Annotated in this window: 14 protein-coding genes, 1 tRNA gene, 2 rRNA genes and 1 pseudogene; 6 read left to right on the top strand and 12 right to left on the bottom strand. The window is 61.4% G+C overall.

All coding sequences use genetic code 11. The annotated features are described in order from the left end of the window. Window position 1 precedes the first annotated feature (1 nt). Window positions 2-1,216 (bottom strand): hypothetical protein, encoded by a 1,215-nt coding sequence (locus ABL914_RS09615; RefSeq protein WP_391562959.1) that lies wholly within the window; start codon window positions 1,214-1,216, stop codon window positions 2-4. A 452-nt stretch (window positions 1,217-1,668) separates the two neighbouring features. On the opposite strand from ABL914_RS09615, the gene ABL914_RS09610 reads away from it, so the two are divergent. Continuing rightward, window positions 1,669-3,546, top strand: a complete 1,878-nt coding sequence (locus ABL914_RS09610) for an ATP-binding cassette domain-containing protein (protein WP_391562958.1) — start codon at window positions 1,669-1,671, stop codon at window positions 3,544-3,546. A gap of 2 nt (window positions 3,547-3,548) precedes the next feature. Here the strand turns inward: ABL914_RS09610 and ABL914_RS09605 are convergent, their stop codons facing one another. Genes ABL914_RS09605 through ABL914_RS09575 form a run of 7 tightly spaced genes read right to left on the bottom strand, consistent with a single transcriptional unit; the run spans window position 3,549 to window position 11,928 of the window. Continuing rightward, a complete protein-coding gene (locus ABL914_RS09605; protein ID WP_391562957.1) occupies window positions 3,549-4,538 on the bottom strand; it encodes a DUF2891 domain-containing protein in 990 nt (329 codons plus the stop codon). Then, complete coding sequence (locus ABL914_RS09600; protein WP_391562956.1) at window positions 4,535-5,473, bottom strand: DUF979 domain-containing protein; 939 nt, start codon at window positions 5,471-5,473, stop codon at window positions 4,535-4,537. The genes ABL914_RS09605 and ABL914_RS09600 overlap by 4 nt, the downstream gene beginning before the upstream one ends. Continuing rightward, window positions 5,470-6,111: a DUF969 domain-containing protein gene (locus tag ABL914_RS09595; protein WP_391562968.1), complete on the bottom strand. Its 642-nt coding sequence runs from the start codon at window positions 6,109-6,111 to the stop codon at window positions 5,470-5,472. The genes ABL914_RS09600 and ABL914_RS09595 overlap by 4 nt, the downstream gene beginning before the upstream one ends. 2 nt (window positions 6,112-6,113) lie before the next feature. Next, window positions 6,114-9,677, bottom strand: a complete 3,564-nt coding sequence (locus tag ABL914_RS09590; RefSeq protein WP_391562955.1) for a hydantoinase B/oxoprolinase family protein — start codon at window positions 9,675-9,677, stop codon at window positions 6,114-6,116. A 3-nt stretch (window positions 9,678-9,680) separates the two neighbouring features. Next, a complete protein-coding gene (locus ABL914_RS09585) occupies window positions 9,681-10,166 on the bottom strand; it encodes an OmpA family protein (RefSeq protein ID WP_391562954.1) in 486 nt (161 codons plus the stop codon). 1 nt (window position 10,167) lies between these two features. Then, window positions 10,168-11,391: a diguanylate cyclase domain-containing protein gene (locus ABL914_RS09580; RefSeq protein ID WP_391562953.1), complete on the bottom strand. Its 1,224-nt coding sequence runs from the start codon at window positions 11,389-11,391 to the stop codon at window positions 10,168-10,170. Between the two features lie 3 nt (window positions 11,392-11,394). Next, window positions 11,395-11,928 (bottom strand): YfiR family protein, encoded by a 534-nt coding sequence (locus ABL914_RS09575; RefSeq protein ID WP_391562967.1) that lies wholly within the window; start codon window positions 11,926-11,928, stop codon window positions 11,395-11,397. 119 nt (window positions 11,929-12,047) lie between these two features. Between ABL914_RS09575 and putA the strand changes: the two genes are divergently transcribed. The 5 genes and pseudogenes from putA to ABL914_RS09550 all read left to right on the top strand — a co-directional run bounded on the left by putA (window position 12,048) and on the right by ABL914_RS09550 (window position 20,225). Continuing rightward, window positions 12,048-15,152: a bifunctional proline dehydrogenase/L-glutamate gamma-semialdehyde dehydrogenase PutA gene (putA, locus tag ABL914_RS09570; RefSeq protein WP_391562952.1), complete on the top strand. Its 3,105-nt coding sequence runs from the start codon at window positions 12,048-12,050 to the stop codon at window positions 15,150-15,152. Window positions 15,153-15,208: 56 nt separating this feature from the next. After that, window positions 15,209-16,675, top strand: coding sequence for a M20 family peptidase (locus ABL914_RS09565; RefSeq protein WP_391562951.1), 1,467 nt, complete (start codon window positions 15,209-15,211; stop codon window positions 16,673-16,675). A 59-nt stretch (window positions 16,676-16,734) separates the two neighbouring features. Beyond that, entirely contained in the window at window positions 16,735-18,324 is a 1,590-nt protein-coding gene (locus ABL914_RS09560; RefSeq protein WP_391562950.1) for a fatty acid--CoA ligase, read from the top strand. 24 nt (window positions 18,325-18,348) lie between these two features. Further along, window positions 18,349-19,593 (top strand): annotated as a pseudogene (locus ABL914_RS09555) (3-hydroxyacyl-CoA dehydrogenase NAD-binding domain-containing protein); the annotation flags it as partial. Beyond that, window positions 19,590-20,225 (top strand): LysE family translocator, encoded by a 636-nt coding sequence (locus ABL914_RS09550; protein ID WP_391562949.1) that lies wholly within the window; start codon window positions 19,590-19,592, stop codon window positions 20,223-20,225. The pseudogene ABL914_RS09555 and the gene ABL914_RS09550, both read left to right, overlap by 4 nt. Here ABL914_RS09550 and ABL914_RS09545 read toward each other — a convergent pair. The 4 genes from ABL914_RS09545 to ABL914_RS09530 all read right to left on the bottom strand — a co-directional run. Next, complete coding sequence (locus ABL914_RS09545) at window positions 20,222-21,418, bottom strand: cell wall hydrolase (protein ID WP_391562948.1); 1,197 nt, start codon at window positions 21,416-21,418, stop codon at window positions 20,222-20,224. The genes ABL914_RS09550 and ABL914_RS09545 overlap by 4 nt on opposite strands. A 59-nt stretch (window positions 21,419-21,477) precedes the next feature. Then, window positions 21,478-21,554, bottom strand: a tRNA-Met gene (locus tag ABL914_RS09540). 156 nt (window positions 21,555-21,710) lie between these two features. Continuing rightward, a 5S ribosomal RNA gene (gene rrf, locus ABL914_RS09535) occupies window positions 21,711-21,825 on the bottom strand. Between the two features lie 116 nt (window positions 21,826-21,941). Beyond that, window positions 21,942-22,099, bottom strand: a 23S ribosomal RNA gene (locus ABL914_RS09530); the annotation flags it as partial.

Genomic DNA, 22,099 nt, shown 5'->3' with positions numbered 1-22,099 from the left:
CCTAGAACTTTGCCTCGAACTGGAACCACACCTTGGTTGTGTCGGTGGCAAAGGCATTGGCATCATAGCGCGCAAGCTTGGCGGTGAACGAAATTGAATTGCCCAGCGGCAAGCTGAGCGAAGCGTCCCATTCGCGGCCATAATCAAGCCCGCCCACGCTTGAATTGAAATCATGCCATTTGATACGCACGGTTAATCCGCCCAGCGGGCCTTTGCCCGGTAGCTTGTAACTGGCATCCAGATAGACATCGCGCAGGCCGTTTGCCGGCGTGGTCAGGAACTTGTCTGCCCAGCCGTTGAACGCGTGCAAAGTGGCCAGCGGGGTTTGCAGCGCGACAGTACCGTTGCCTTCCAGCTGTTCGAAACCGCCCTTCAAGGTCAGCCCGCCCAGCTTCAGCCCCGGCTCAAACAAAAAGTAATCCAGCCCGAACCTGTTGGGGTTGATCCCTTGATCCTGCTGGCGAGCGTATTCTGCGGCATAGAGCAGCGATGCCCCATGCCCCAGCTTGCGCTCACCAGCGATCCGCACGCCGAAAGTCTGCGATCCCATTGCCGCAGAAGCGGGAATATCCAGCCACAGGCCGTAGACCGAGAGCGTGCCGGCACCATTGATGCCATATGTGGCCCGCACCGAATGCACATCGGTGTTGCGCCAGATGCCTTGCGCCGAATCCGGACCGAACACCCGGTTGACCCGCCAGGAATAAAGGTAATCCAGCCCCAGCCCTTTGGCCGGACGCGCGGTTAGCCGAACCGCGTCCAGCGTCTGGTCATTCTGGCGCCAACCGACCGAACCAACCCAGCGCTGGTTTTCCAGATTGATCACTTGCCGTCCCGCCGTAACGTCAAAGCGTGCATCCGGCCGCCAGCGGACATAGGCCTGATTCAGCTGCACATCAGGGCGGTCCGCAACAACCGGATAGGCCACTTTACCGTTGACCGTATCGTTGAAGCTCTCGTTCCCCAGCAAGGCGATGCCCTCAACCTCAACCAGGCCCGAAAAGCCATGCCACTCAATGGTTCTCAGCCCGGCCTTGATCCGCACCGTCGATGCCGTGGCATCGTTGGGCAATCCGTTCTGGTCGACCAGCTCAAGCCGGTAACGGATGTCGGCATAAGCGGTGACTGCCTCGGCAGGTTTGTCTTGCGCCAAAGCGGCAGTCGCTGGGATCAGGCTGAGCGTGGCGGCGGCAAGGAGGAGTGTTGCTTGATTCATATTGCCATTTGACCAGCCATTTCGCACCTGTAATTGATAATAATCAAGATTATCGCGATGCAAGGCGCTATGCGATCGACTATGACCAAGCGCCCCGCTCTATGGCTCGGCCAGCAGCTTCACGATCACCAACAGCTTCATCTGGCGCGGATCGGCGCTGCAAGGCACGGGTTACGGTGAAACTTTAGCTTACCCCCCAAATTCTGCCACGCAGACGGTTGCGAGGCGACTTAGGGCCGCACCGCAACTGCCGGTTTTCGGGGTTGGCGCACTGTGGATGGCGGAGTGCGCCAACCCCAGAAATTGATGATTTCCCTGTTGATCGCCCAAAACCAGGGAATTTGCGCGCAGCGCGTGGCTCGCTGCGCATTGCGCCCTGCACCAGATCAAACAGAACCAGCCCGGCCCTGATACCGCTTTTGCTTATCGCAAAGGGCTGCTAGGCGCGCGCCATGCTCAATTTGACTGACATTACGGTCCGCCTTGGCGGCAGGACGATCATCGATGCTGCCACGGCCAAGCTGCCGCCGCGCGGCCGGATCGGGCTGATCGGGCGCAACGGTGCCGGCAAATCGACACTGGTGCGGGTTATCGCGGGGATGCTTGAGGCCGATAGCGGGGTTGTTTCCATGCCGCGCGGCAGCCGGATCGGCTATATCGCGCAGGAAGCGCCGGGCGGCGATGCCTCGCCGTTTGAAACGGTGCTGGCCGCCGATACCGAACGCGCGGCCCTGATGGCCGAGGCAGAGAATTGCGCCGATCCCCACCATCTTGGCGAGATCCATGATCGGTTGATCACGATTGAGGCGCATTCGGCCCCGGCACGGGCCGCGCGCATTCTGGTTGGGCTGGGCTTTGATGAAGATGCACAGGGGCGCCCGCTGGAAAGCTTTTCGGGCGGCTGGCGGATGCGGGTGGCCTTGGCGGCACTGCTGTTTTCGCAGCCCGACCTGCTGCTGCTGGATGAGCCTTCGAACCACCTGGATCTGGAAGCCGTGCTGTGGCTGGAGGATTTCCTGCGCAGCTATCCCGCAACTATCCTGCTGGTCAGCCATGAGCGCGATTTCCTGAACAATGTGGTCGATCACATCCTGCACCTGTCGGGCGGCAAGCTGACGATCTATCCAGGCGGCTATGATGCGTTTGAACGCCAGCGGGCCGAACGCCAGGCGCAGATCGCCTCGGCCCGGGAAAAGCAGCAGGTTCAGCGTGAACGGCTGCAGGATTACGTCGCGCGCAATTCGGCCCGGGCATCCACCGCCAAGCAGGCCCAATCGCGGGCCAAGGCGCTGGCCAAGCTGCAGCCGGTTGCCGAACTGATCGATGATCCATCGCTCAGTTTTGATTTTCCCAATCCTGATGAACTGCGCCCGCCGTTGATCACACTGGATCTGGCATCGGTTGGATACGGCGATGTCCCGGTGCTCAGCCGGCTGAACCTGCGGCTGGACCCGGATGACCGGATCGCGCTGCTGGGCCGCAATGGCAACGGCAAGACCACGCTGGCGCGGCTGCTGGCGGCGCAGCTTAAGCCGATGGAAGGCGCGATGCAGGCCTCGGGCAAGATGCGGGTCGGCTATTTCACCCAGTACCAGGTGGAAGAGCTGAACCGGACCGAGACGCCGTTGCAGCACATGACATCGCTGATGAAGGCGGCCACCCCGGGCGCAGTGCGGGCCCAGCTGGGCCGGTTCGGATTTTCCGGGGCCAAGGCCACAACCGAAGTGGGCAAGCTATCGGGCGGGGAACGCGCGCGGCTGGCGCTGGCGCTGATTACCCGCGACGCGCCGCACATGCTGATCCTTGACGAGCCAACCAACCACCTTGATGTCGATGCCCGCGAAGCGCTGATCCAGGCGCTCAATGCCTATTCGGGCGCGGTGCTGATCGTCAGCCATGATCGCCACATGCTGGAAATGACCGCCGATCGGCTGGTGCTGGTCGATAGCGGATCGGCCAAGGAATTTGACGGTTCGATCGATGATTACATCGCCTTCGTGCTGGCCAAGGAACCCGCCGCGCCGCGCCAGAACGGCGAAACCCGCGGCTTGAACAAGAAGGACCAGCGAAAGGCCGCCGCAGAAGCGCGCGAACGCAACCAGGATCTGCGCAAACGCGCCCGCAGCGCCGAAGCAGAACTTGAACGGTTGACCACCGAACGCAGCGAAATCGATCAGGCGATGTTCGATCCGGCCACGGCCAATGCAAAACTGGCCAAGCTGACCATGACCGAGCTGATGAAGCACCGGGCCGAACTGGACAGCGCGATTGGAACTGCCGAAGCGGCCTGGCTGGAAGCCAGTGAAGCGCTGGAGGGCATTGCAGCCTAGGATCAGGCCTGAAGCGCCAGCAGCGCAAAACTGGCGAGCCAGTGTTCGCCCATATAATCCCCTGCAATGTGCGGCAGCGCGGAATCAAGGTGTTCCTGCGCCGTCATCAACGCCGGCTCCAGCGCCGGATGGCCTGGTGGGAGCGCAGCTGCAATCTGCCGCCAGCACCAGGCCCGGCTAAGGTTCAAGCCATCGAGGTGCGCGATCTTGCCATCGCTGCGATCACTGACCGTGGCGGGCAGCAGCAACGTGGCCGGGCGGCCTGATCCGATTTCCGGTAGAAAGCGATCGAACCACTCCGCAAAATCAGCACCCAGAACGCGGCTCATCAACAGGGCTTCGCAAAGCGCCGGCGAGAGAAATTCATCACCGCCCGGTTCCCAGGCCTGGCAGGCCCGGTCAGCCAGAAACCAATCTCGCGCACGGCTTTCGATCAGCCCTTCCAGTGCACCATCGTGATCGCGCGCCCAATCCAGCGCAAGGGTTAGCGCGAAGGCCGAATTGTAGTGGGTGCCGGTGCGGATCGGGTAGGTCTGCAGCGGCAGGAAATCGGCAAAGCGGCGCGCAAAGGCGTGGGCAAAGCCATCGCCATTGTGGGCCCATGCTGCATTATGCTGCACCATCTCTGCGTGCAGCATAAGCGCCCAAGCCCAGCCATATGGCCGTTCAAAACCGCGCGCTGATGGTCGGCCCAAATAATCTGTTTCGATTGCAAAATTTTCTCCCGTCAGCATTTTTGCTGCATGGGCCTGGACCGCAGCATAATCAGTGCCGTCGGGGTAGAGCCGGGCCAGCCGCAGCACCTGCCACCAGCCGTGAACGCACGAATGCCAATCGAAACTGCCGTGAAAGATCGGATGAAGCGCGGCAGGGGTCTGGGCATCATCAGGACCATCCAGGACATGATCCAGCTTATGCGGATATTCGCGGCCAAGATGGCCCAGGGTCAACCCGATGAACCGCGCGGCCAGGCTGGCATCAAGCCGGGTCACGGAAATGCGGCCCAGGCGATCAAGCCGATGTTAAACGCCAGCAGCGGAAGCGCCGTGGGAATTTGCGCCTTAACCACGGCATTGCGATCCTTAAGGTCAAGCAGGGCAGCGGGCACGATGTTGAAATTGGCCGCCATCGGCGTCATCAGCGTACCGCAGAATCCTGCCAACATGCCCACCGCCGCGATCACTGCGGGATCGCCGTGGTAGTGCTGGATCAGCAGCGGCAAACCAATCGCTGCGGTCATCACCGGAAACGCGGCAAATGCATTGCCCATCACCATAGTGAACAGCGCCATGCCAAGGCCATAAGCGATTACGGCCGCGATCCGCGAATCCCCCGGGATCACGCCCGCCATCACCCCGCCCACCACCTTGCCCACGCCGGCAATCGCAAAGACCGCACCAAGGCTGGCCAGCATTTGCGGCAGCAACGCCGCCCAGCCAACCGCATCCATCAACCGCCGGCCTTGCTGGAACGCGGCCAACGGCCTTTCACGCAGCCAGATCAGCCCACCAGCCAACGCTAGCAAAGTTCCCATCATCAGGCTGACCAGGGTCACCTGCTTGGGATCGATCCACTGCGGCACCGCCTTGAACACAAACGAGCCGATCAGCGCCGTTGCCGGGATCACCAGCGCCAACAAGAACAAGCGGTTGCCGCGCGCCGCAGCGCGATTTTGCCGCAACACTGCATCATCACCGGCGGCACCCTTGCCAAGGCCGCCAAACCCGGCAAGTACAACCAGTGCCAGCACCAGGAAGCCGTTCCCCAGATCACCCAGCCGATCACCTCCCAGCATGGATAGCGCCAGCAGTGCCCAGAACGCTGCCGTAGAGTAGCACTTGGGATTGCTGGGATCGAGCGCCGAAAGCAACGCAAAAGCAGCGAAGAACACGCCGGCGATCTGATAGATCTGGGCCAGCCCGATCATGCCCGCTTCCTTCCAAAGCGCCACAGCCGCAAGGCATGGATCGCAAAGGCCGCGATCGCGGTGGGGATCGCCCAGACCGATAATTCAAACGGGGTCAGCACAATTCCCTGCTGTTCCAGAAAGCCCTTCATCAGCAGGATCGAACCGATCGCGATGAAGATATCCTCGCCAAAGAACAGCCCGATATTGTCGGTTGCGGCTGCCATCGCCTTGATCTTGTCAGCGTCCTGTGCGTTTTGCGGCGCAGCGGCGGCTTCGGCCATCGGGGCAAGCAGCGGCCGAACTGTTTGCGCGTGACCGGCGATCGAAGTCAGCCCCAGTGCCGCGGTGGCCTGGCGCAGCAACAGATAGCCGGTCAACAGCCGGGGCAAAGTGGCACCTTTCAGCCCGGCAACCAACGTGCGCGCGCGTTCCTGCAGCCCGTGGGCCTCCATCAGACCGATCACCGGCAACACGATCCAGACCACGCTGACATAGCGGGTCTCGTTGAATGCCTTGCCGAAAGCAGCGATCACCGCCAGCAGATCCATCCCGGCAGCAAGCCCGGTGGAAATCGCCGCAGCCAGCACTACTACCAGCGGATTGAAGCGCAGCGCAAAGCCTGCGATCATCACGGCAATACCGATCAGCAGCCACAGATTCATCTGCCGTATCCTCCCCCGCCCGGTGTCTCGATCACCATGACATCGCCCGCAGCCATGTCTACTGCGGCCGTTGCGGGAAGGCGTTCAACCTCGCCAGTGCGGCGTTCGACCCGGTTGATCCCTGGCTGCGCATCGCCGCCGCCAGCCAGCCCGAACGGAGCATGATCCCGCCGCCCGGCCAGTATCCCAGCCTGCATCGGTTCCAGAAAGCGCACACGCCGCAACGCACCATCACCGCCCCGCCATTGCCCCGCACCGCCCGATCCGCGCCGGATATGAAAGTCTTCCAGCAGCACTGGAAAGCGGCTTTCCAGAACTTCAGGATCGGTCAGGCGGCTGTTGGTCATATGGGTCTGCACGGCATCAGCGCCGGCAAAGCCAGGCCCGGCGCCAGATCCCCCGGCGATGGTTTCATAATACTGGTAGCGAGCGTTGCCGAACGTGAAATTGTTCATCGTGCCCTGGCTGGCGGCCATTGCTCCAAAGGCCCCGAGCAGGGCATCGGTAACGGCCTGGCTGGTTTCAACATTGCCCGCAACCACCGCCGCAGGGTGGCGCGGGCGCAGCATCGTGCCTTCGGGAACCACAATAGTCACCGGGGCCAGGCAGCCCTCATTCATCGGGATTGGATCGTCAATCATGGTGCGCAGCACATACATCGTGGCTGCCCGCACCACACTGAACGGGGCGTTGAAATTACTCTCAAGTTGCGCGCTGGTGCCGCTGAAATCAACCGTCACATGGCGCGCAGTCTGATCAATCCGGACAGCAACTGCGATGATCGCGCCGCAATCCATCGCCACGGTAAATGCGCCGTCTTCCAGCCGCGAGACCAGCCGCCGCACGGCCTCTTCAGCATTGGCGTAGACATGGTCCATATAGGCACAAACTACATCGCGGCCATGCTCTGCGCAGGCAGATTCCAGCCCCAAGGCCCCGCGCGCGCAGGCCGCCACTTGCGCCGCCAGATCGGCCAGGTTCTGATCAACATTGCGCGCAGGATGCGGGCCAGCAGAAAGCAGCGCGCGCATCTCTGCCTCAGCAAGCCGGCCTTGATCGACCAGCAGGAAGTCTTCGATCAGCACCCCTTCATCCATGATCGTGCGGCTACCCGGCGGCATCGATCCGGGCGCTATGCCGCCCACATCGGCGTGGTGTCCGCGCGCTGCGACGAAGAAGCTGGGCGCGGCATCATCGCCTGCTACAAACACCGGCGCGATCACGGTGATATCTGGCAGGTGGGTGCCACCGGCATAAGGCGCGTTGAGGACATAGGCATCGCCGCGCCGGATCCCGCGCCCATCGGCCGCCGCACCGCGCGCGGCCAGCACAGTCGCCACGCTTTCACCCATGGAGCCCAAATGTACCGGCATGTGCGGCGCATTGGCCACCAACCGCCCGGCGCCATCAAACACCGCGCACGAGAAATCAAGCCGTTCGCGGATGTTGACCGAGCTGGCGCTGCGGGCCAGCGCGGTGCCCATTTCCTCGGCAATTGCCATGAACAGGCCATTGAACACTTCCAGTCGGATCGGATCAACCTGGGTTCCACTGGCCACAGCCCGTTCACGCGGCACCGCGCGCCAAAGCCGCAGGGTGCCATCACTATCAACCGTCACCTGCCAGCCCGGTTCTACCACAGTGGTTGCCAGCGGATCGACCACGATCACCGGCCCATCAATACGGAACCCTGCGGCCAACCCAGCACGGTCGTAGACCGGAACCTGATGCGCTGTGCCGTTCATCCAGCAGCTGGACGAGCAAAGCGGCGCGGCGCTGGATGACGGCATCGGCCATGCTGCCGGCTCGGTGCCAATCTGTTCAATCGCCGCCTCTACCCTGATCCGGTCGATCACCAGCGCGCCGCTGCCATCAAAGCCAAACAGGGTGCGGTGGCGTTGCGCGAATTCCGCCGCCAGTTCGCCAGCTGGGCCCGGCGCAAGCTCAATCGTGTTTTCCGATCCTTCGCGCCGCACAAACAGTCGCGCCTCGATCCGGCTGGCTGCCGCACCCAATTGAGCCTCAGCCTCTTGCGCCAGCCGCGCCCGCAAAGCCTCAACCTTGACTTCGGCGCCGGGGGCCAGCGGCAACCCCAGCCCGCCTTCGCGCACGACGGCTTCGTGCGCCAGGCCCATGCCATAGGCCGAAAGCACCCCGGCCAGCGGGTGGACCAGCACCACATCAATCCCCAGCGCATCGGCCACAAGGCAAGCATGCTGTCCACCAGCCCCGCCAAAGCAGGCCAATGCGTGGGCGGTAACATCGTGCCCGCGCGCGACCGAAATCTGGCGGATCGCATGAGCCATTTGCGCGACAGCGATGCGCACAAAACCTTCGGCCAGTTGCAGCGCCGGAAGGCCTACCTCATGCGCCAATTCAGCAAATTTCGCGTGCACCACAGCGCCATCTATCGGCAGATCCCCAGCAGGGCCGAACACCTTGGGAAATTGATCCGGCACCAACTTGCCCAGCAGCACATTACAATCGGTTACGGTCAATGGGCCGCCGTTCCTGTAGCAGGCCGGACCGGGCACCGCCCCGGCGCTTTGGGGGCCCACCACCAGCCGCCCGGCATCGAATCGGCAGATCGATCCGCCGCCGCTTGCCACGGTGTTTATCCGCAACATCGGTGCGGCAATCCGCACCCCGGCTACACGGGTTTCGCTGTCACGCTCAAATTGACCGGCATAGTGGCTGACATCGGTTGACGTGCCGCCCATGTCAAAGCCGATTACCTTTTCCGCCCCCGACATTTCGGCCGTGCGCGCCATGCCAACGATCCCGCCGGCCGGACCCGAAAGGATCGCATCCTTGCCGTGAAAGCGCGATCCTTCGATCAGACCGCCCGAGCTTTGCATGAACAAAGGCCGCGCCGCGCCGCCTAGCGCATCGGTGAACTGATCGACATAGCGGCGCAGCACAGGGGAGAGGTAGGCATCGACCAGCGTGGTATCGCCGCGGGCAATCAGTTTAATCAGCGGAGCCAGTTGGTGGCTGACGGAGACTTGCGTGAAGCCTGCGATCTGCGCAAGCGCAGCCAGCCGCACTTCGTGAGCCGGATATTTCCAGCCATGCATCAGCACGATCGCTACTGCGGTCAGCCCGGCGGCTCGCGCCGCTCTGAAACCATCCAGCGCCGCCGTTTCATCGAGCGCGGCCAGCACAGTGCCATCCGCCATGATCCGCTCAGTGATCTCTAGCACGCGGGCATGCGGCGGCCGCGGCAGAATTATCTCACGCACGAACAGCTCGGGCCGTTCCTGGGTGCCAATGGTCAGGGCATCACCAAACCCCTTGGTAATCGCCAGCAGGCAAAGCTCACCTTTTCGCTCCAACAACGCGTTAGTCGCCACCGTGGTGCCCATCCGTATTTGGCAAGGTGGCAGCGGCCCGGTTGCCAGGCCGGTAAGCTGCCGGATCGCCGCAATCGCTGCATCATCTTTGCGGCCCGGATCTTCTGACAAAAGCTTTGCCGTGCGCAAACTGCCATCAGGCGCGCGGGCCACTACATCGGTGAACGTACCGCCGCGATCGATCCAGAACTGCCAGCTGCCACGCACCCGTCAGTTGGCGTCGTATGGTGTCACGATGATGACCACGCGGCGGTTCTGCGCGCGCCCTTCGGGGCTGTCGTTGCTGGTTATCGGTTGACCTTCGCCTCGGCCAACAGCGCGAATATTGGCAATCGGAATACCGGACCGGGCAAGCTCTGCCTTGACTGATGCTGCGCGGCGCTCAGAAAGTTGCTGGTTGTATTCATCGGTTCCGGCAGAATCGGTGTGGCCTTCAACCCCGGCACCATCGATTTCAACCGAGATGAAAACTTTTGCCAGCTTATCAACCGTCGATACCGCATCCGGCGTCAGCTCGCTCTGATCGACATCAAACAACACCCGATCAGACAGGCCAAGTTCGTAATTTTCGCCCGCCGGTTTGAATTCCGCTGCGGTCAAGGCTGCGACTTGTTTTTCCGAAAAGCCCGGCTTTTTGGGTACAGTTTGGCAAGCGGTCAGCGCCAGCATCGCCACCACTGTCAAAATCCTGCGCATCTTACTTGTTCCCTTGCGACTCTTTGTCCTGATCCGGACTGTTATCCGTAGCCATTGCAGAATCTGCCTTGCTAAGCAATTCGCCGGTACTGATGCCGTCCTGGGGATACCGGGCAAAACCGGTTGTCAGGGCGACCCTCGTCATCTGGCCATCGGGCAACCGAAATGCATCATCCATCGCCACCGCGATCCAATCAATCACCGCGTCAATCCGTTCGCCTTCGGGCGCGGGCATCAGCAGCAAGGCAAATTCGTCACCGCCCAGCCGGAACGCCAGATCCTCACCACGCAGGATTGTGCGCAGCCGCTCAGCCACGGTAATCAGCGCCGCATCGCCGCTTTCGATCCCGTGGGCGGCATTGAACTGCTTGAATCCGTCTATATCGAGGTGGATCAAGGCAACTTGCTGCCCGGCCGCAATTGCCGCACCCAGGGTGCGTTCGAACAGCGCGCGATTGCCCAGCCCCGTCAATTCATCATGCCGGGCGCGGCGTTTAAGCTCGGCATTCTCTGATAGCATCCCAGCCTGCCAGGCCTGTAGCTCGGCCAGCAGAGCGTTGAAATCCTGGCCCAGCCGGTCAATCTCGGCAATTCCGGCAGCTGGCACCCGCTTTTCAAACGCACGTTGCTCTCGCACTTGATGGGCAATTCTGGCGACCTGTTCAAGCGGCCCGATCACGCCTTGCTGCAAATGCCGTGCAAGAATTCGCGTGCCGATGATGCTAAGCGCAATACACGAAAGTGCGATCACCAGGGCCGCAACCAGGAAACGCAGGATGCCGCCAGAGTTGCCATAGACCCGCACTTCGCCGATCTGCTCACCCGAATGGCTAACCGGCGCAAGAACCGGATCGGGCCACATCAGGGAATTGAGCAGCCGAACCACCACGCCCTGGGGATTGCCGTGCGGCCGAGCCCAATTGGCCAATGGCTTGCCTTGCGGATCGAACAGTTCAATCCGATCGACACTGGGATAGCCCGCCACAGTATCGATCGCCTCAAGCATCGCCTCGCGGCTTTCAAACACCATCGCCGGTTCGGCCGAATAGGCTACGGTATCCGCCGCCAACCGCAAATTGGTGGCCATATAGTTGCGGATTACCAGCGCTCCGCTGAGCATCAGGCTGGCGGTGGCAAGCAGCACTGCAAACAGGATCAGGCGCAAATGCACCCTTGCCAACAGCAGGCGCAGCGTGGGCAATTGGGTCTGGCGCTTGTCAGCCACGCCTCAGCTCCCGCCCTTGGCGACACGCAGGACCCGCGGATCAACCTTGATCCCCGAACGCGAGACCGCATCGATATTAAGTCGAAAGCTGAGCGCGCCCGGCTTGTATGTCAACGCGAACATCGCTTCGCTTGAGCTGCCCGGATCGCTTTCGGCGATCGTCAGAACCCCTTTGCCGCGCACCGATGCGGTTACTTGGCGCTGGGCAGTAAGCGCAATCGAGCCAATGTAGAGCGCGTCACAACCGCCCAGCGCAGAAACATGCGCAGCAACATTGCGGCGCACAACCTGCCGACCATCCACCAACCTGAAATTGCCCAGTTGCCCGGCATGCTGCGCCGCCCCGACCACACAAAGCACCAACGGATTTCGCGGCTGCGGCCAACGCGAATATTCAAAGATGCCGCGCACCGTACGCGCGACTGCCCCGGCATAAGGATCGCTGGCCGCGCCATTATCGGCCGCCGCACCAAGCGACAGCGAAAGGATGGCCGCTCCAGCGGCACCAAGGCGAATTAACGAGCTCATGCGAACCATTTTCACTTAGCCTACCTCAAACTCCGCGAAAACCGGCAATTGCGGATAATTCGGCTGAGTCTTTTTACAGGTTTGGGGCAGGATTGGTTTCAAACGCTACCAATGCTAGGGCACTGGCCATGCCTGAAACGATCAATCGCACCGCTCTCCGCCTGGCCTACCGCATGGACGAAGAGGACTGCATTGCTGAACGGTTGAAGCAAGCGGCCCCTGCCGCCCTGGCCCATGATACAGCGCGCAAGATCGCCGCCCGGTTGGTTGAGGGCGCGCGCGCCCACAAGGCCAGCGGGCTTGATGCATTCCTGCAAGCTTACGGCCTTGGCACCGATGAAGGGATCGCGCTGATGTGCCTGGCCGAGGCCCTGCTGCGCGTTCCAGATGCCGTCACCGCCGATGCGCTGATCCATGACAAGCTGGCCGGGATCGACTGGGGCGATCATGTCGGATCAAGCAGCAGTACTTTTGTCAACGCCGCTACATTCTCGCTAATGCTGACCGGACAGGTGCTGCACCAGCGGCGCGAGGAAGCGGGCGGATTGGCCGCATCGCTCAAACGTGTGGTAGGCCGGCTGGGTGAACCGGTAATTCGCCAGGCGACATTGCAGGCGATGAAAATCCTGGGCGGACAATTCGTGTTTGGGCGGACGATTCACGAAGCGTTGGAACGCGCCGCACCTGAACGCAAGCAACGCCTGACCCACAGCTTCGACATGCTGGGAGAAGCGGCGATGACCTTTGCCGATGCCGAGAAATACCTCAAATCCTATCACGTCGCGCTTGATGCGATTGCGGCCCAGGCTGGTGCGGGGATCGTAAAATCACCGGGAATTTCGGTCAAGCTTTCGGCGCTCTATCCGCGATACGATTTCCTCCACGCTCCGGCAGCGCGGGCAGCGCTGGTGCCGATGCTGAAGGCGCTGGCACTGAAGGCCCGCGATGCCGACGTCCACTTCACCATCGATGCCGAAGAGGCCGAGCGGCTTGAGCTGTCGATGGACATTATCGAAGATCTGGTCGGCGATGCCGAACTGTTCGAGAATGGCTGGCAAGGGTTTGGTCTGGCGCTGCAGGCCTATTCGAAGCGCGCTGTGCCGCTGACCGAATGGGTAACCGCACTGGCCCGCAAATTCCAACGCCGGATCATGGTCCGGCTGGTCAAAGGCGCCTATTGGGACAGCGAAATCAAGCTTGGCCAGGTTGGCGGGTACAGCGACTATCCGGTGTTCACCCGCAAGGTTTCAACCGATGTGTCCTATCTGGCCTGCGCAGCCAAGCTGCTGGCTGCGCCCGATGCGATCTATCCGGCTTTCGCCACCCACAACGCTTATACCATTGGCGCGATCAAAGCTCTGGCGGGCGAAGCAGAGTTCGAATTCCAACGCCTCCATGGAATGGGTGAGGACGTCTATGGCGAACTGGCCCGGATTGAGGGCGATACCCGCACGCCGGTGCGGATCTATGCGCCCGTTGGCGGCCACAAGGAGCTGCTGGCCTATCTGGTTCGCCGCTTGCTGGAAAACGGAGCCAATTCCAGCTTCGTCAACCGGATGGCCGATGCTGAGGTACCAGTAGAAGAACTGGTCGGCTGCCCGGTGGCAGAGCTTGAGGCACTGAACCCACGGCGCAATCCGGCAATCCCGTTGCCCGCGGATATCTTTCCTGGCCGGCGCAATTCAAACGGCGTGGATCTGGCGGATCCACAGGCGCGCCTCATCCTGATGAGGCGGCTGGATGAATGGGCCGACAAGGAAAATTGGGACGCGGCCGCCAGCATAACCGATGGCCGCGAACCAGCGATTGCTGTAAAATCACCCTACAACCGGAACCTGATCGGGCGTGTCCGCCATGCAACCCCGCAGGCCGTAGATGCGATGATCGCGCGCGCGGCGGCTTTTCAGCCGGGCTGGGACGCGGCCGGCGGCGCGCTGCGTGCGGCCAAGCTAGAGGCGGTGGCCGATCTCTATGAAGCCCATACCGAAGAACTGCTTTCGCTGTGCCAGCGCGAAGCCGGAAAAAGCCTGCCAGATGCCGTGCTCGAACTGCGCGAGGCAGTCGATTTTCTGCGCTATTATGCCGCTGAGGCGCGCGCCCACTTCACCGCCGATGGTGTTGCTCTTCCCGGACCTACTGGTGAAAGCAACCGACTGACTCTGCACGGGCGCGGCGTGGTGGTGGCGATCAGCCCGTGGAACTTCCCGCTGGCGATTTTCACCGGGCTGGTCGCCGGGCCGCTTGCCGCCGGCAACACGGTTATTGCCAAGCCGGCCGAACAGACCCCGCTGATCGCCAGCCGCGCGATCGAATTGTTTCATCAGGCCGGGATTGCCGCTGGCGAAGTTCAACTGTGCCCCGGCGATGGAGCCGTGGGCGCAATGCTGACTGCTGATCCGCGCATTAGCGCAGTAGCTTTTACCGGATCGACCGAAACCGCGCATGCCATCAACCGCAGTCTGGCCGCCCGCAATGGACCGCTCGCTACGCTGGTTGCCGAAACCGGCGGGCAGAACGCAATGATTGTGGATAGCTCTGCCCTGCCCGAACAGGTGACGCGCGATGTTGTGGCCGGCGCATTCCAAAGCGCGGGGCAGCGCTGCTCGGCCTTGCGAGTGCTCTATCTGCAGGATGACGTGGCAGACCAGATGCTTGGCATGATCCGCGGCGCATTCGACGCGCTGGTGATCGGCACGCCCGAAGAACTTGCCACCGATGTCGGCCCGGTGATCGACGCTGAGGCCAAGGCCAAGCTCGACAAGCACGTCGCCACGATGAAACTGCAAGGACGCAACGTCTGGCAGCGCGACCTGCCCGATACCTGTTCTGCGGGCCATTTCGTGGCCCCTGCGATTATCGAGATCGGATCGATCCGCGATCTGCAAAATGAAAACTTCGGACCCATCTTGCACGTAGCGCGGTTCAAAGCCGAGGAGCTGGAACAAGCGGTCAATGATATCAACGCGGTCGGCTTTGGCCTGACGCTGGGCCTGCACAGCCGGATCGATGCGACGCGGCGGCTGGTTCAGGCGCGCGCGCGGGTTGGCAACTTCTACGTCAACCGTAACCAGATCGGTGCGGTGGTGGGCAGCCAACCATTTGGCGGCGAAGGACTTTCGGGGACCGGGCCCAAGGCGGGCGGGCCACATTACCTGACGCGGTTTGCCACCGAACGGGTGACCTGTATCGATACCACGGCCGCGGGCGGCAACGCTTCGCTGATGGCGGGCTAGTTGCATCGCGCCACTCTTCAGCTAGGCTAGGCTGACGACAGGGCAGGAGCGATGCGATGAAAAAGTGGGTACTGGCACTAGGCGTGGGCGCGGCTGCCTTGGGCGGAACAGTTGCGGCGCGCACCGCGATGTTCAAACCTGATGCCGTCGGCGATGGATCGGGAATCACGGTGGCCGCTGCTCCGGCCTTCGATACCCAGGCCGCCGCCCAGCACCTTAGCCAGGCGGTGCAGATCCAGACCATCAGCCATCAGAACCCGGCGGAGGACCAGTTGGCCGAATGGGACAAGCTGCACGGCTGGCTTTCTAGCACCTATCCCAAAGCTCACGCCGCAATGCAGCGCGAGCTGTTGGGCAAGACACTGCTTTACACCTGGCCGGGCAGCGATCCTGCCGCACAGCCGATCATCGTTATGGCCCACCAGGATGTGGTGCCGGTAACCCCAGGGACCGAGAAGGACTGGAAGTACGCGCCCTTCGCTGGCGAGATTGCCGATGGTGCCGTGTGGGGCCGCGGTACGATCGATGACAAGGGATCGCTGGTTGCGCTGTTCGAAGCGCTTGAGGCGTTGGCCGGGCAAGGCTTCAAGCCCAAGCGGACGGTAATTCTGGTTTCGGGGCATGATGAAGAAGTGGGCGGATCAGGCGCAGTGGCCGTTGCAAAAGTGCTGGCCACGCGCAAGATCAAGGCGCTGCTCACAATCGATGAAGGCGGACTGATCGCTACTAATACCCCGATCATCAACGGCCCTGCCGCGATGATCGGCGTGGCCGAAAAAGGCTATGTAACGCTGCGCGTTACCGCTTTGGCAGAGGGCGGCCATTCATCAATGCCGCCTGCCGAAATCGGTACGATTAATCTGGCGAAAGCTGTGATCGCGATCCACCGCAACCAGTTTGCGATGGAACTGCGCGGACCGGCTGCCGGAATGGTTGATGCGTTGGCGGCCAAGGCCGGCGGCCTGACCAAGGTAGCCGCCGCCAACAAATGGCTGCTTGGCGGGCTGATAACCGCGCAGATGGCCAAAAGCCCTTCTTCGGCTGCGATGCTGCACACCACCATTGCGCCAACCATGCTGGAAGGATCGCCAAAGGAAAACGTACTGCCGCAAAGCGCCAACGCGCTGATCAATTATCGCATCGCCCCGTGGGATACATCGGCCAATGTGCTTGAGCGCGCCCGCGCCAGCAGCAAGGGGCTGGGGGTGACAGTCAATTTCACCGAGAAGCCCCCGCGCGAACCATCGCCGGTCTCTTCGTCTATCTCACCGGGCTGGCAGCTGATTGTCGCGGCGGCCAAGGCCGGCAACCCAGATTTGATCGCATCACCCTATCTGGTTGTGGGCGGGACCGACAGCCGCAGCATGTCTGGGGTTTCCGACGATGTCTACCGCTTCGCCCCGATCAAGCTGGCCACCAGCGAAACCAAGATGATCCACGGCACCAATGAGCATATGACGCTGATCAACTTTGAAGGCATGATCAGTTTCTACGCCCGGCTGATCGCAACCGCTGCGGGGTAGGCGCAAAGCGCTTGCCACTCTTAATCGCGCGGTTAAAACCGTGCCAAATGGAGCGCGCCATGACTGATACTGAAACGCAGAAATTGCTTGAACGGGTGCTTGAAACGCGCGAGCTGTTTACGTTCGATCAGTTCATCCGGCACTGGGCTGATCACACACCAGACAAGTTGGCGATCGATGCTGACGATCTGCAACTGACCTACCGCGCGCTTGAGGAAGCGACCGCCCGGGTCGCATCGGCGCTGGGCGCAATGGGGCTTGCCAAGGGTGATCGGATTGCCTGGTTCGGCAAGAACAGCGGCACCTATTTCACCCTGTTTTTCGGAGCGGCGCGGGCCGGTCTGGTGATGGTCCCGGTTGGCTGGCGATTGGCCGAAGTCGAAGCGGCCTTCATTCTCGATAATGCCGACGCCAGGATACTGTTCCTGGGTGAGGGGTTTGATGGCTGCAAGCAAACGCTGGGCCAGCGCCCCGGCCTGAAACGCTGTTTCACCCAGGCCGAGGCAGCGAACGAAGTGCTGGGGGCGGCGCGCGGTGCGTTCAATCCATCCGGGCCAAATGATGCCGTTCTTCAACTTTATACCAGCGGCACAACCGGCAATCCCAAAGGGGCGGTACTATCCAATCACAACCTGTTCGGCCTGCGCAGGGCAGCGTTCGACAACCCCCAGCCCTATTCGCTGTGGGATGAGGACGAGGCGGTGCTGGTGGCGATGCCGTGCGCGCATATCGGCGGCACTGGTCTGGGTGTGATGGCGCTCGCAGCAGGATTGCCCGGCGTCGTGCTGGCAGAATTCGATCCGGTTAAAGTGTTCGATGCAGTAGAAAACCGGGGGGTCACCCGGTTCTTTATCGTTCCAGCGGCGCTGCAAATGCTGCTTAATCACCCGCAATGCGCCCAGACCGATTTCAGTCGGCTCAAATACATCCTCTATGGTGCCGCGCCAATCCCACTAGAGCTGCTGCGGCAATGCATCGCGATGTTCGGCGCGGGCTTTATCCAGGCTTACGGGATGACCGAGACCACCGGAACCGTCTGTATGCTTCCACCCGAGGACCATTGCGTAGAGGGCAACGCCCGGATGCGATCAGCGGGCAAACCGCTGCCGGGGGTAGAGATCGAGGCCCGCGGGAAGGATGGGCAAGCCAAGCCTGTTGGCGAGATTGGTGAGCTTTACACGCGTTCCACCAACAATATGCTGGGGTACTGGAAGCTGCCCGAAGCAACCTCCTCAACCATGAGCGCAGATGGCTGGATTGCCACCGGCGATGTCGGCTATCTTGATGAGGACGGTTATGTCTTCATCTATGACCGGGCCAAGGACATGATTATTTCTGGCGGCGAAAACGTCTATCCGGCCGAAGTGGAAAGCGCCATCTATGGCCATCCGCAAGTTCTGGAAGTGGCCGTGATCGGCATTCCGGATGAAAAATGGGGAGAGGCAGTCAAGGCTGTCTGCGTGCCAAAGCCCGGCGAAACAATCGACGAGCCCAGCGTGATTGCCTGGGCGCGCGAGCGGCTGGCCAGCTTCAAGGTGCCAAAAAGCATCGATGTGATCCCCGCCCTGCCCCGCAATGCCAGCGGCAAGATCCTGCGACGAGAACTGCGCGAGCCCTATTGGGCAGGGCGCGAACGCCAAGTAAACTAAGGAGCACACATGTCCGATCCCCTTTCCGGCGCGCAGGCGCATATTGAGGCCGCGCTTGGCCTGGCCGCAACGATCGATGATATTCCGGCCAGCACTCCACTGATCCCGATCCACAAAGTTGGCGTAATCGGGGCCGGAACCATGGGCGGCGGGATCACCATGAACTTCCTGACCGCCGGAATTCCGGTGACGATCGTTGAACAGGAACAGGCTGCGCTTGATCGCGGCGTGGCGGTGATCGCAAGGAATTACGAAGCCAGCGTCAAACGCGGGCGGATCGAAGCAGCAGAGGCGCAAGCCGCAATAGGCCGGCTGACCCCCAGCCTGTCGTTTGATGATCTGGCCGAATGCGATCTGGTGATCGAGGCGGTCTATGAATCGATGGACGTCAAGAAAGAGGTCTTCGGCAGACTTGATGCAATCGTGAAACCCGGCGCGATCCTGGCAAGCAACACCAGCTACCTTGATGTCGATGAGATTGCCGCTGCCACCAAACGCCCCGAAGCAGTGCTGGGAATGCATTTCTTCTCGCCAGCAAACATTATGAAATTGCTTGAAGTTGTTCGCGGTGCAAAGACCGGAGACAGCCAGCTTGCCACCGTGATGCAGCTCGCCACGAAGATCCGCAAGGTTCCGGTGGTTTCGGGCGTTTGCCACGGCTTTATCGGCAACCGGATGCTGTCCAAGCGTCAGGAACAGGCCAATGCGCTGCTGATGGAGGGCGCGGCCTATTACGAGATCGATCAGGTTCTGCTCGATTTCGGCTTCCCGATGGGACCGTTCCAGATGGGCGATCTGGCGGGGCTCGATATTGGCTGGCACCGCGATCCCAGCAAGGTCACCACGATCCGCGAGGCACTTTGCGCCAAAGGCCGCTGGGGCCAAAAGACGGCCAAGGGATTCTACGACTACGCCGAAGACCGCAGCCGCAACCCCTCAGACGAGGTAAAGGCGATCATCGCCGACTTTGCAGCCAAAAGCGGCGTTGCCCAGCGTGAAGTCAGCAAGCAAGAGATCTTCGAACGCCTGCTTTATCCAATGGTCAGCGAAGGTGCATTGATCCTTGAAGAGGGGATCGCCCAGCGCGCCAGTGATATCGATCTGGTCTGGCTCAATGGCTATGGCTGGCCAGCCTGGACTGCCGGGATCATGTACTGGGCCGATCATGAAGGACTGGGCAAGATCACTAGCGGCTTGAAACGGCACCGCCTGCCAGTGGCGCCCCTGCTTGAAAAGCTGGCCAGCGAAGGCGGGAAGTTTAACCCATGACGGAGCTCGCGGCGCTGCTCGCCTTTACTGCGGCGGCAGCGTTGCTAACTGCAACCCCGGGGCTCGATACCGCACTGGTGTTGCGCACGGCTGCGGCGGAAGGTCCGCGGCGCGCGATGCTGGCCGCAGCAGGAATCGCATTGGGCTGCCTGGGGTGGGGTTTGCTGGCTGGAGCCGGGCTTGGCGCTTTGCTGGCCGCATCCCGGTTGGCATATGATCTTATGCGCTGGGCCGGTGCGCTCTATCTGCTCTATCTGGGCACAAAGCTGATCTGCGTGCCCCGCCATGAAATCGATGCAATGGGGCTGGACCGCGCAGAAACTGGTCCGGCGCAGCCCAATTGGTTTCTGCGCGGATTTCTTACCAACATGCTCAACCCCAAGATTGGCGTTTTTTACGTCTCATTCCTGCCCCAGTTCATTCCCGCCGGAGCCAGCGTGCTGGGCTGGTCGGTGCTGCTGGCATCGATCCACAATGTGCTGGGGCTAATCTGGTTTGGCACTCTGGTGCTGGCGACGCGTCCACTCCTGAACGCATTGCGCCAACCCGGGGTGCTGCGCTGGCTGGACCGGCTTACCGGCGGCCTGTTTGTCGCGTTCGGGCTGAAGCTGGCCGCTGCGGCGCGGGATTAACGTCCGCGCGGGATGCACCTTTCGCGCGGCAATTCACTGAAGCTATCGCAGTTGTACAAGACAATCTCAGCCCCGGCCGGATCGCGCGAATAGCTGAACTGCAGACTGTCACGCGCAGCCCGCGGGAGCGGGAAACTGCCTGGAATCTGGGCCCGATCACTCCAACCCATCACCCGGCAAGTGCCCTGCACCGCACACAGGCTGCGCGCAGTGGCCAGGGCGATTTCACTGCCAGCAACAGGAGAGACGACAATGAAATTGGCCTTGCCTGACGGTATCCGCATCACCACTTCTCCGCTGGCGACTTTCGGAGTGTCGCTGGGAAGCGGGGCAAAAGTGGGCAAAGGCAGAACTGCCGACGATGCATCAACGTCTCCATAGCCCGGCAAGCCGCTGGCGAAATCGCTGGGCGCCTGGCGGGCAGTAAGACGCGCGAACGAGGCCTCGCCACCGCGATAGGGCTTGGTCATTGCGGCATTCGTGCCCCACCGACCCGGCCAGCGGAAGAACAGGTGGGTTTCAACCTGGGCGATTTTCTCCAGCTTTGGGCTCCACGATGGATAGACCCAGTCGGTATGATAATGCGTTGCCGTGCCAACCTGGCCCAGTACAAAGCCCCTCAGCGCTTGCTCAGCCCGGCTGCGCGAGGCCGCCCAATCGCCATCGCCATAGCGTCGCGCTAGTGATCCATCGCAGGTGAAAGTGAACTGGCAACCGGTGCGCCGCTGCGATCCTTCGAATACTACCCCGCAAACCGTCGCAGCAAAGGCCGGATGGCGGGTGCGGTTCAGAATCACCTGGATTACCGCGCGCTGGCCAATGTCGCTTTGCCCGGCTTCGGCCATGGCTGCCAAGGCAAGGCAATCACGGGCATTGTCAAAATCGGCGGTGCTGCCCTGGAAGTGAAATGGATTGGCTGGTGCAATTGAGCCGGAGACAAAAGGATTACCCGAATTCGATGCGCGCGCAGCATCCATTGCACCGGGGGCGAGCAGCGCAAGCGGCACATCAGTGGCAAAAACTGGTGCGTCAAGGGCGGTGCCCGGCAACGCGGCAATCTCCGCAGCCTGGACTGCAGCAACAGAACCTGCAGCCAGCGGCGGCGTAAAATTGCGCCCCAGCAGCAGCAACAGCAGCAGCGGTACGAAGGCCAAAAGCCCCACGATCATCCGGCGATTCAGCGGATCGTCCATTGCCAGTCCTTAGCTGCTCTGCCCGAAACAAAAAACCCCGCCGTAGCGGGGTCTTGTGTTGGTTGCGGGGGTAGGATTTGAACCTACGACCTTCAGGTTATGAGCCTGACGAGCTACCGGGCTGCTCCACCCCGCGCCAACATCCCGTCCATGTAGGACGAATTCCTTCGGACACAAGGTCCAAAGACACAAAAAGGGCCGCGAACGGCCCTTTGAGCGCAGGGACTGATCCCCGTTAAAGGAGGCCCTGACATGTGAATGGGTTTTATAACCTGTACCCGCCGGCTTTAATGCCTGGCGACGTCCTACTCTTCCAACGCTTAAGCGGTAGTACCATTGGCGCTGTCAGGTTTCACGGCCGAGTTCGAGATGGGATCGGGTGGGGCACTGACGCTATGGCCACCAAGCAATAAAGCAGGCGGATACGGGTTTTAATCGATGCACGTATTACGTGTTTGTAGGCGTATCTGGCTGAAAATCGTCAACATCGCAGACAACAAAGCTGTCATTGATGGTGGGACTCTCAAGCATGATCAGAGTTATTAGGACCGGTTAGCTCCACACATTACTGCGCTTCCACACCCGGCCTATCAACGTGATGGTCTATCACGACTCGAAGATACCTTATCTTGAGGGAGGCTTCCCGCTTAGATGCTTTCAGCGGTTATCCCGTCCATGCAT

The organism is Novosphingobium sp. (assembly GCF_040079535.1).
Classification (GTDB): Bacteria; Pseudomonadota; Alphaproteobacteria; order Sphingomonadales; family Sphingomonadaceae; genus Novosphingobium.
The sequence above is the reverse complement of the archived record's forward strand: the minus strand, read 5'-3'. Positions and strand labels throughout refer to the sequence as shown.

Excerpts from the sequence above, each read along its gene's own strand:
- ABL914_RS09615 (WP_391562959.1), bottom strand. The coding sequence starts at position 1,216 with ATGAATCAAGCAACACTCCTCCTTGCCGCCGCCACGCTCAGCCTGATC.
- ABL914_RS09610 (WP_391562958.1), top strand. The coding sequence starts at position 1,669 with ATGCTCAATTTGACTGACATTACGGTCCGCCTTGGCGGCAGGACGATC.
- ABL914_RS09600 (WP_391562956.1), bottom strand. The coding sequence starts at position 5,473 with ATGATCGGGCTGGCCCAGATCTATCAGATCGCCGGCGTGTTCTTCGCT.
- ABL914_RS09585 (WP_391562954.1), bottom strand. The coding sequence starts at position 10,166 with ATGCGCAGGATTTTGACAGTGGTGGCGATGCTGGCGCTGACCGCTTGC.
- ABL914_RS09575 (WP_391562967.1), bottom strand. The coding sequence starts at position 11,928 with ATGGTTCGCATGAGCTCGTTAATTCGCCTTGGTGCCGCTGGAGCGGCC.
- putA (WP_391562952.1), top strand. The coding sequence starts at position 12,048 with ATGCCTGAAACGATCAATCGCACCGCTCTCCGCCTGGCCTACCGCATG.
- ABL914_RS09565 (WP_391562951.1), top strand. The coding sequence starts at position 15,209 with ATGAAAAAGTGGGTACTGGCACTAGGCGTGGGCGCGGCTGCCTTGGGC.
- ABL914_RS09560 (WP_391562950.1), top strand. The coding sequence starts at position 16,735 with ATGACTGATACTGAAACGCAGAAATTGCTTGAACGGGTGCTTGAAACG.
- ABL914_RS09550 (WP_391562949.1), top strand. The coding sequence starts at position 19,590 with ATGACGGAGCTCGCGGCGCTGCTCGCCTTTACTGCGGCGGCAGCGTTG.
- ABL914_RS09545 (WP_391562948.1), bottom strand. The coding sequence starts at position 21,418 with ATGGACGATCCGCTGAATCGCCGGATGATCGTGGGGCTTTTGGCCTTC.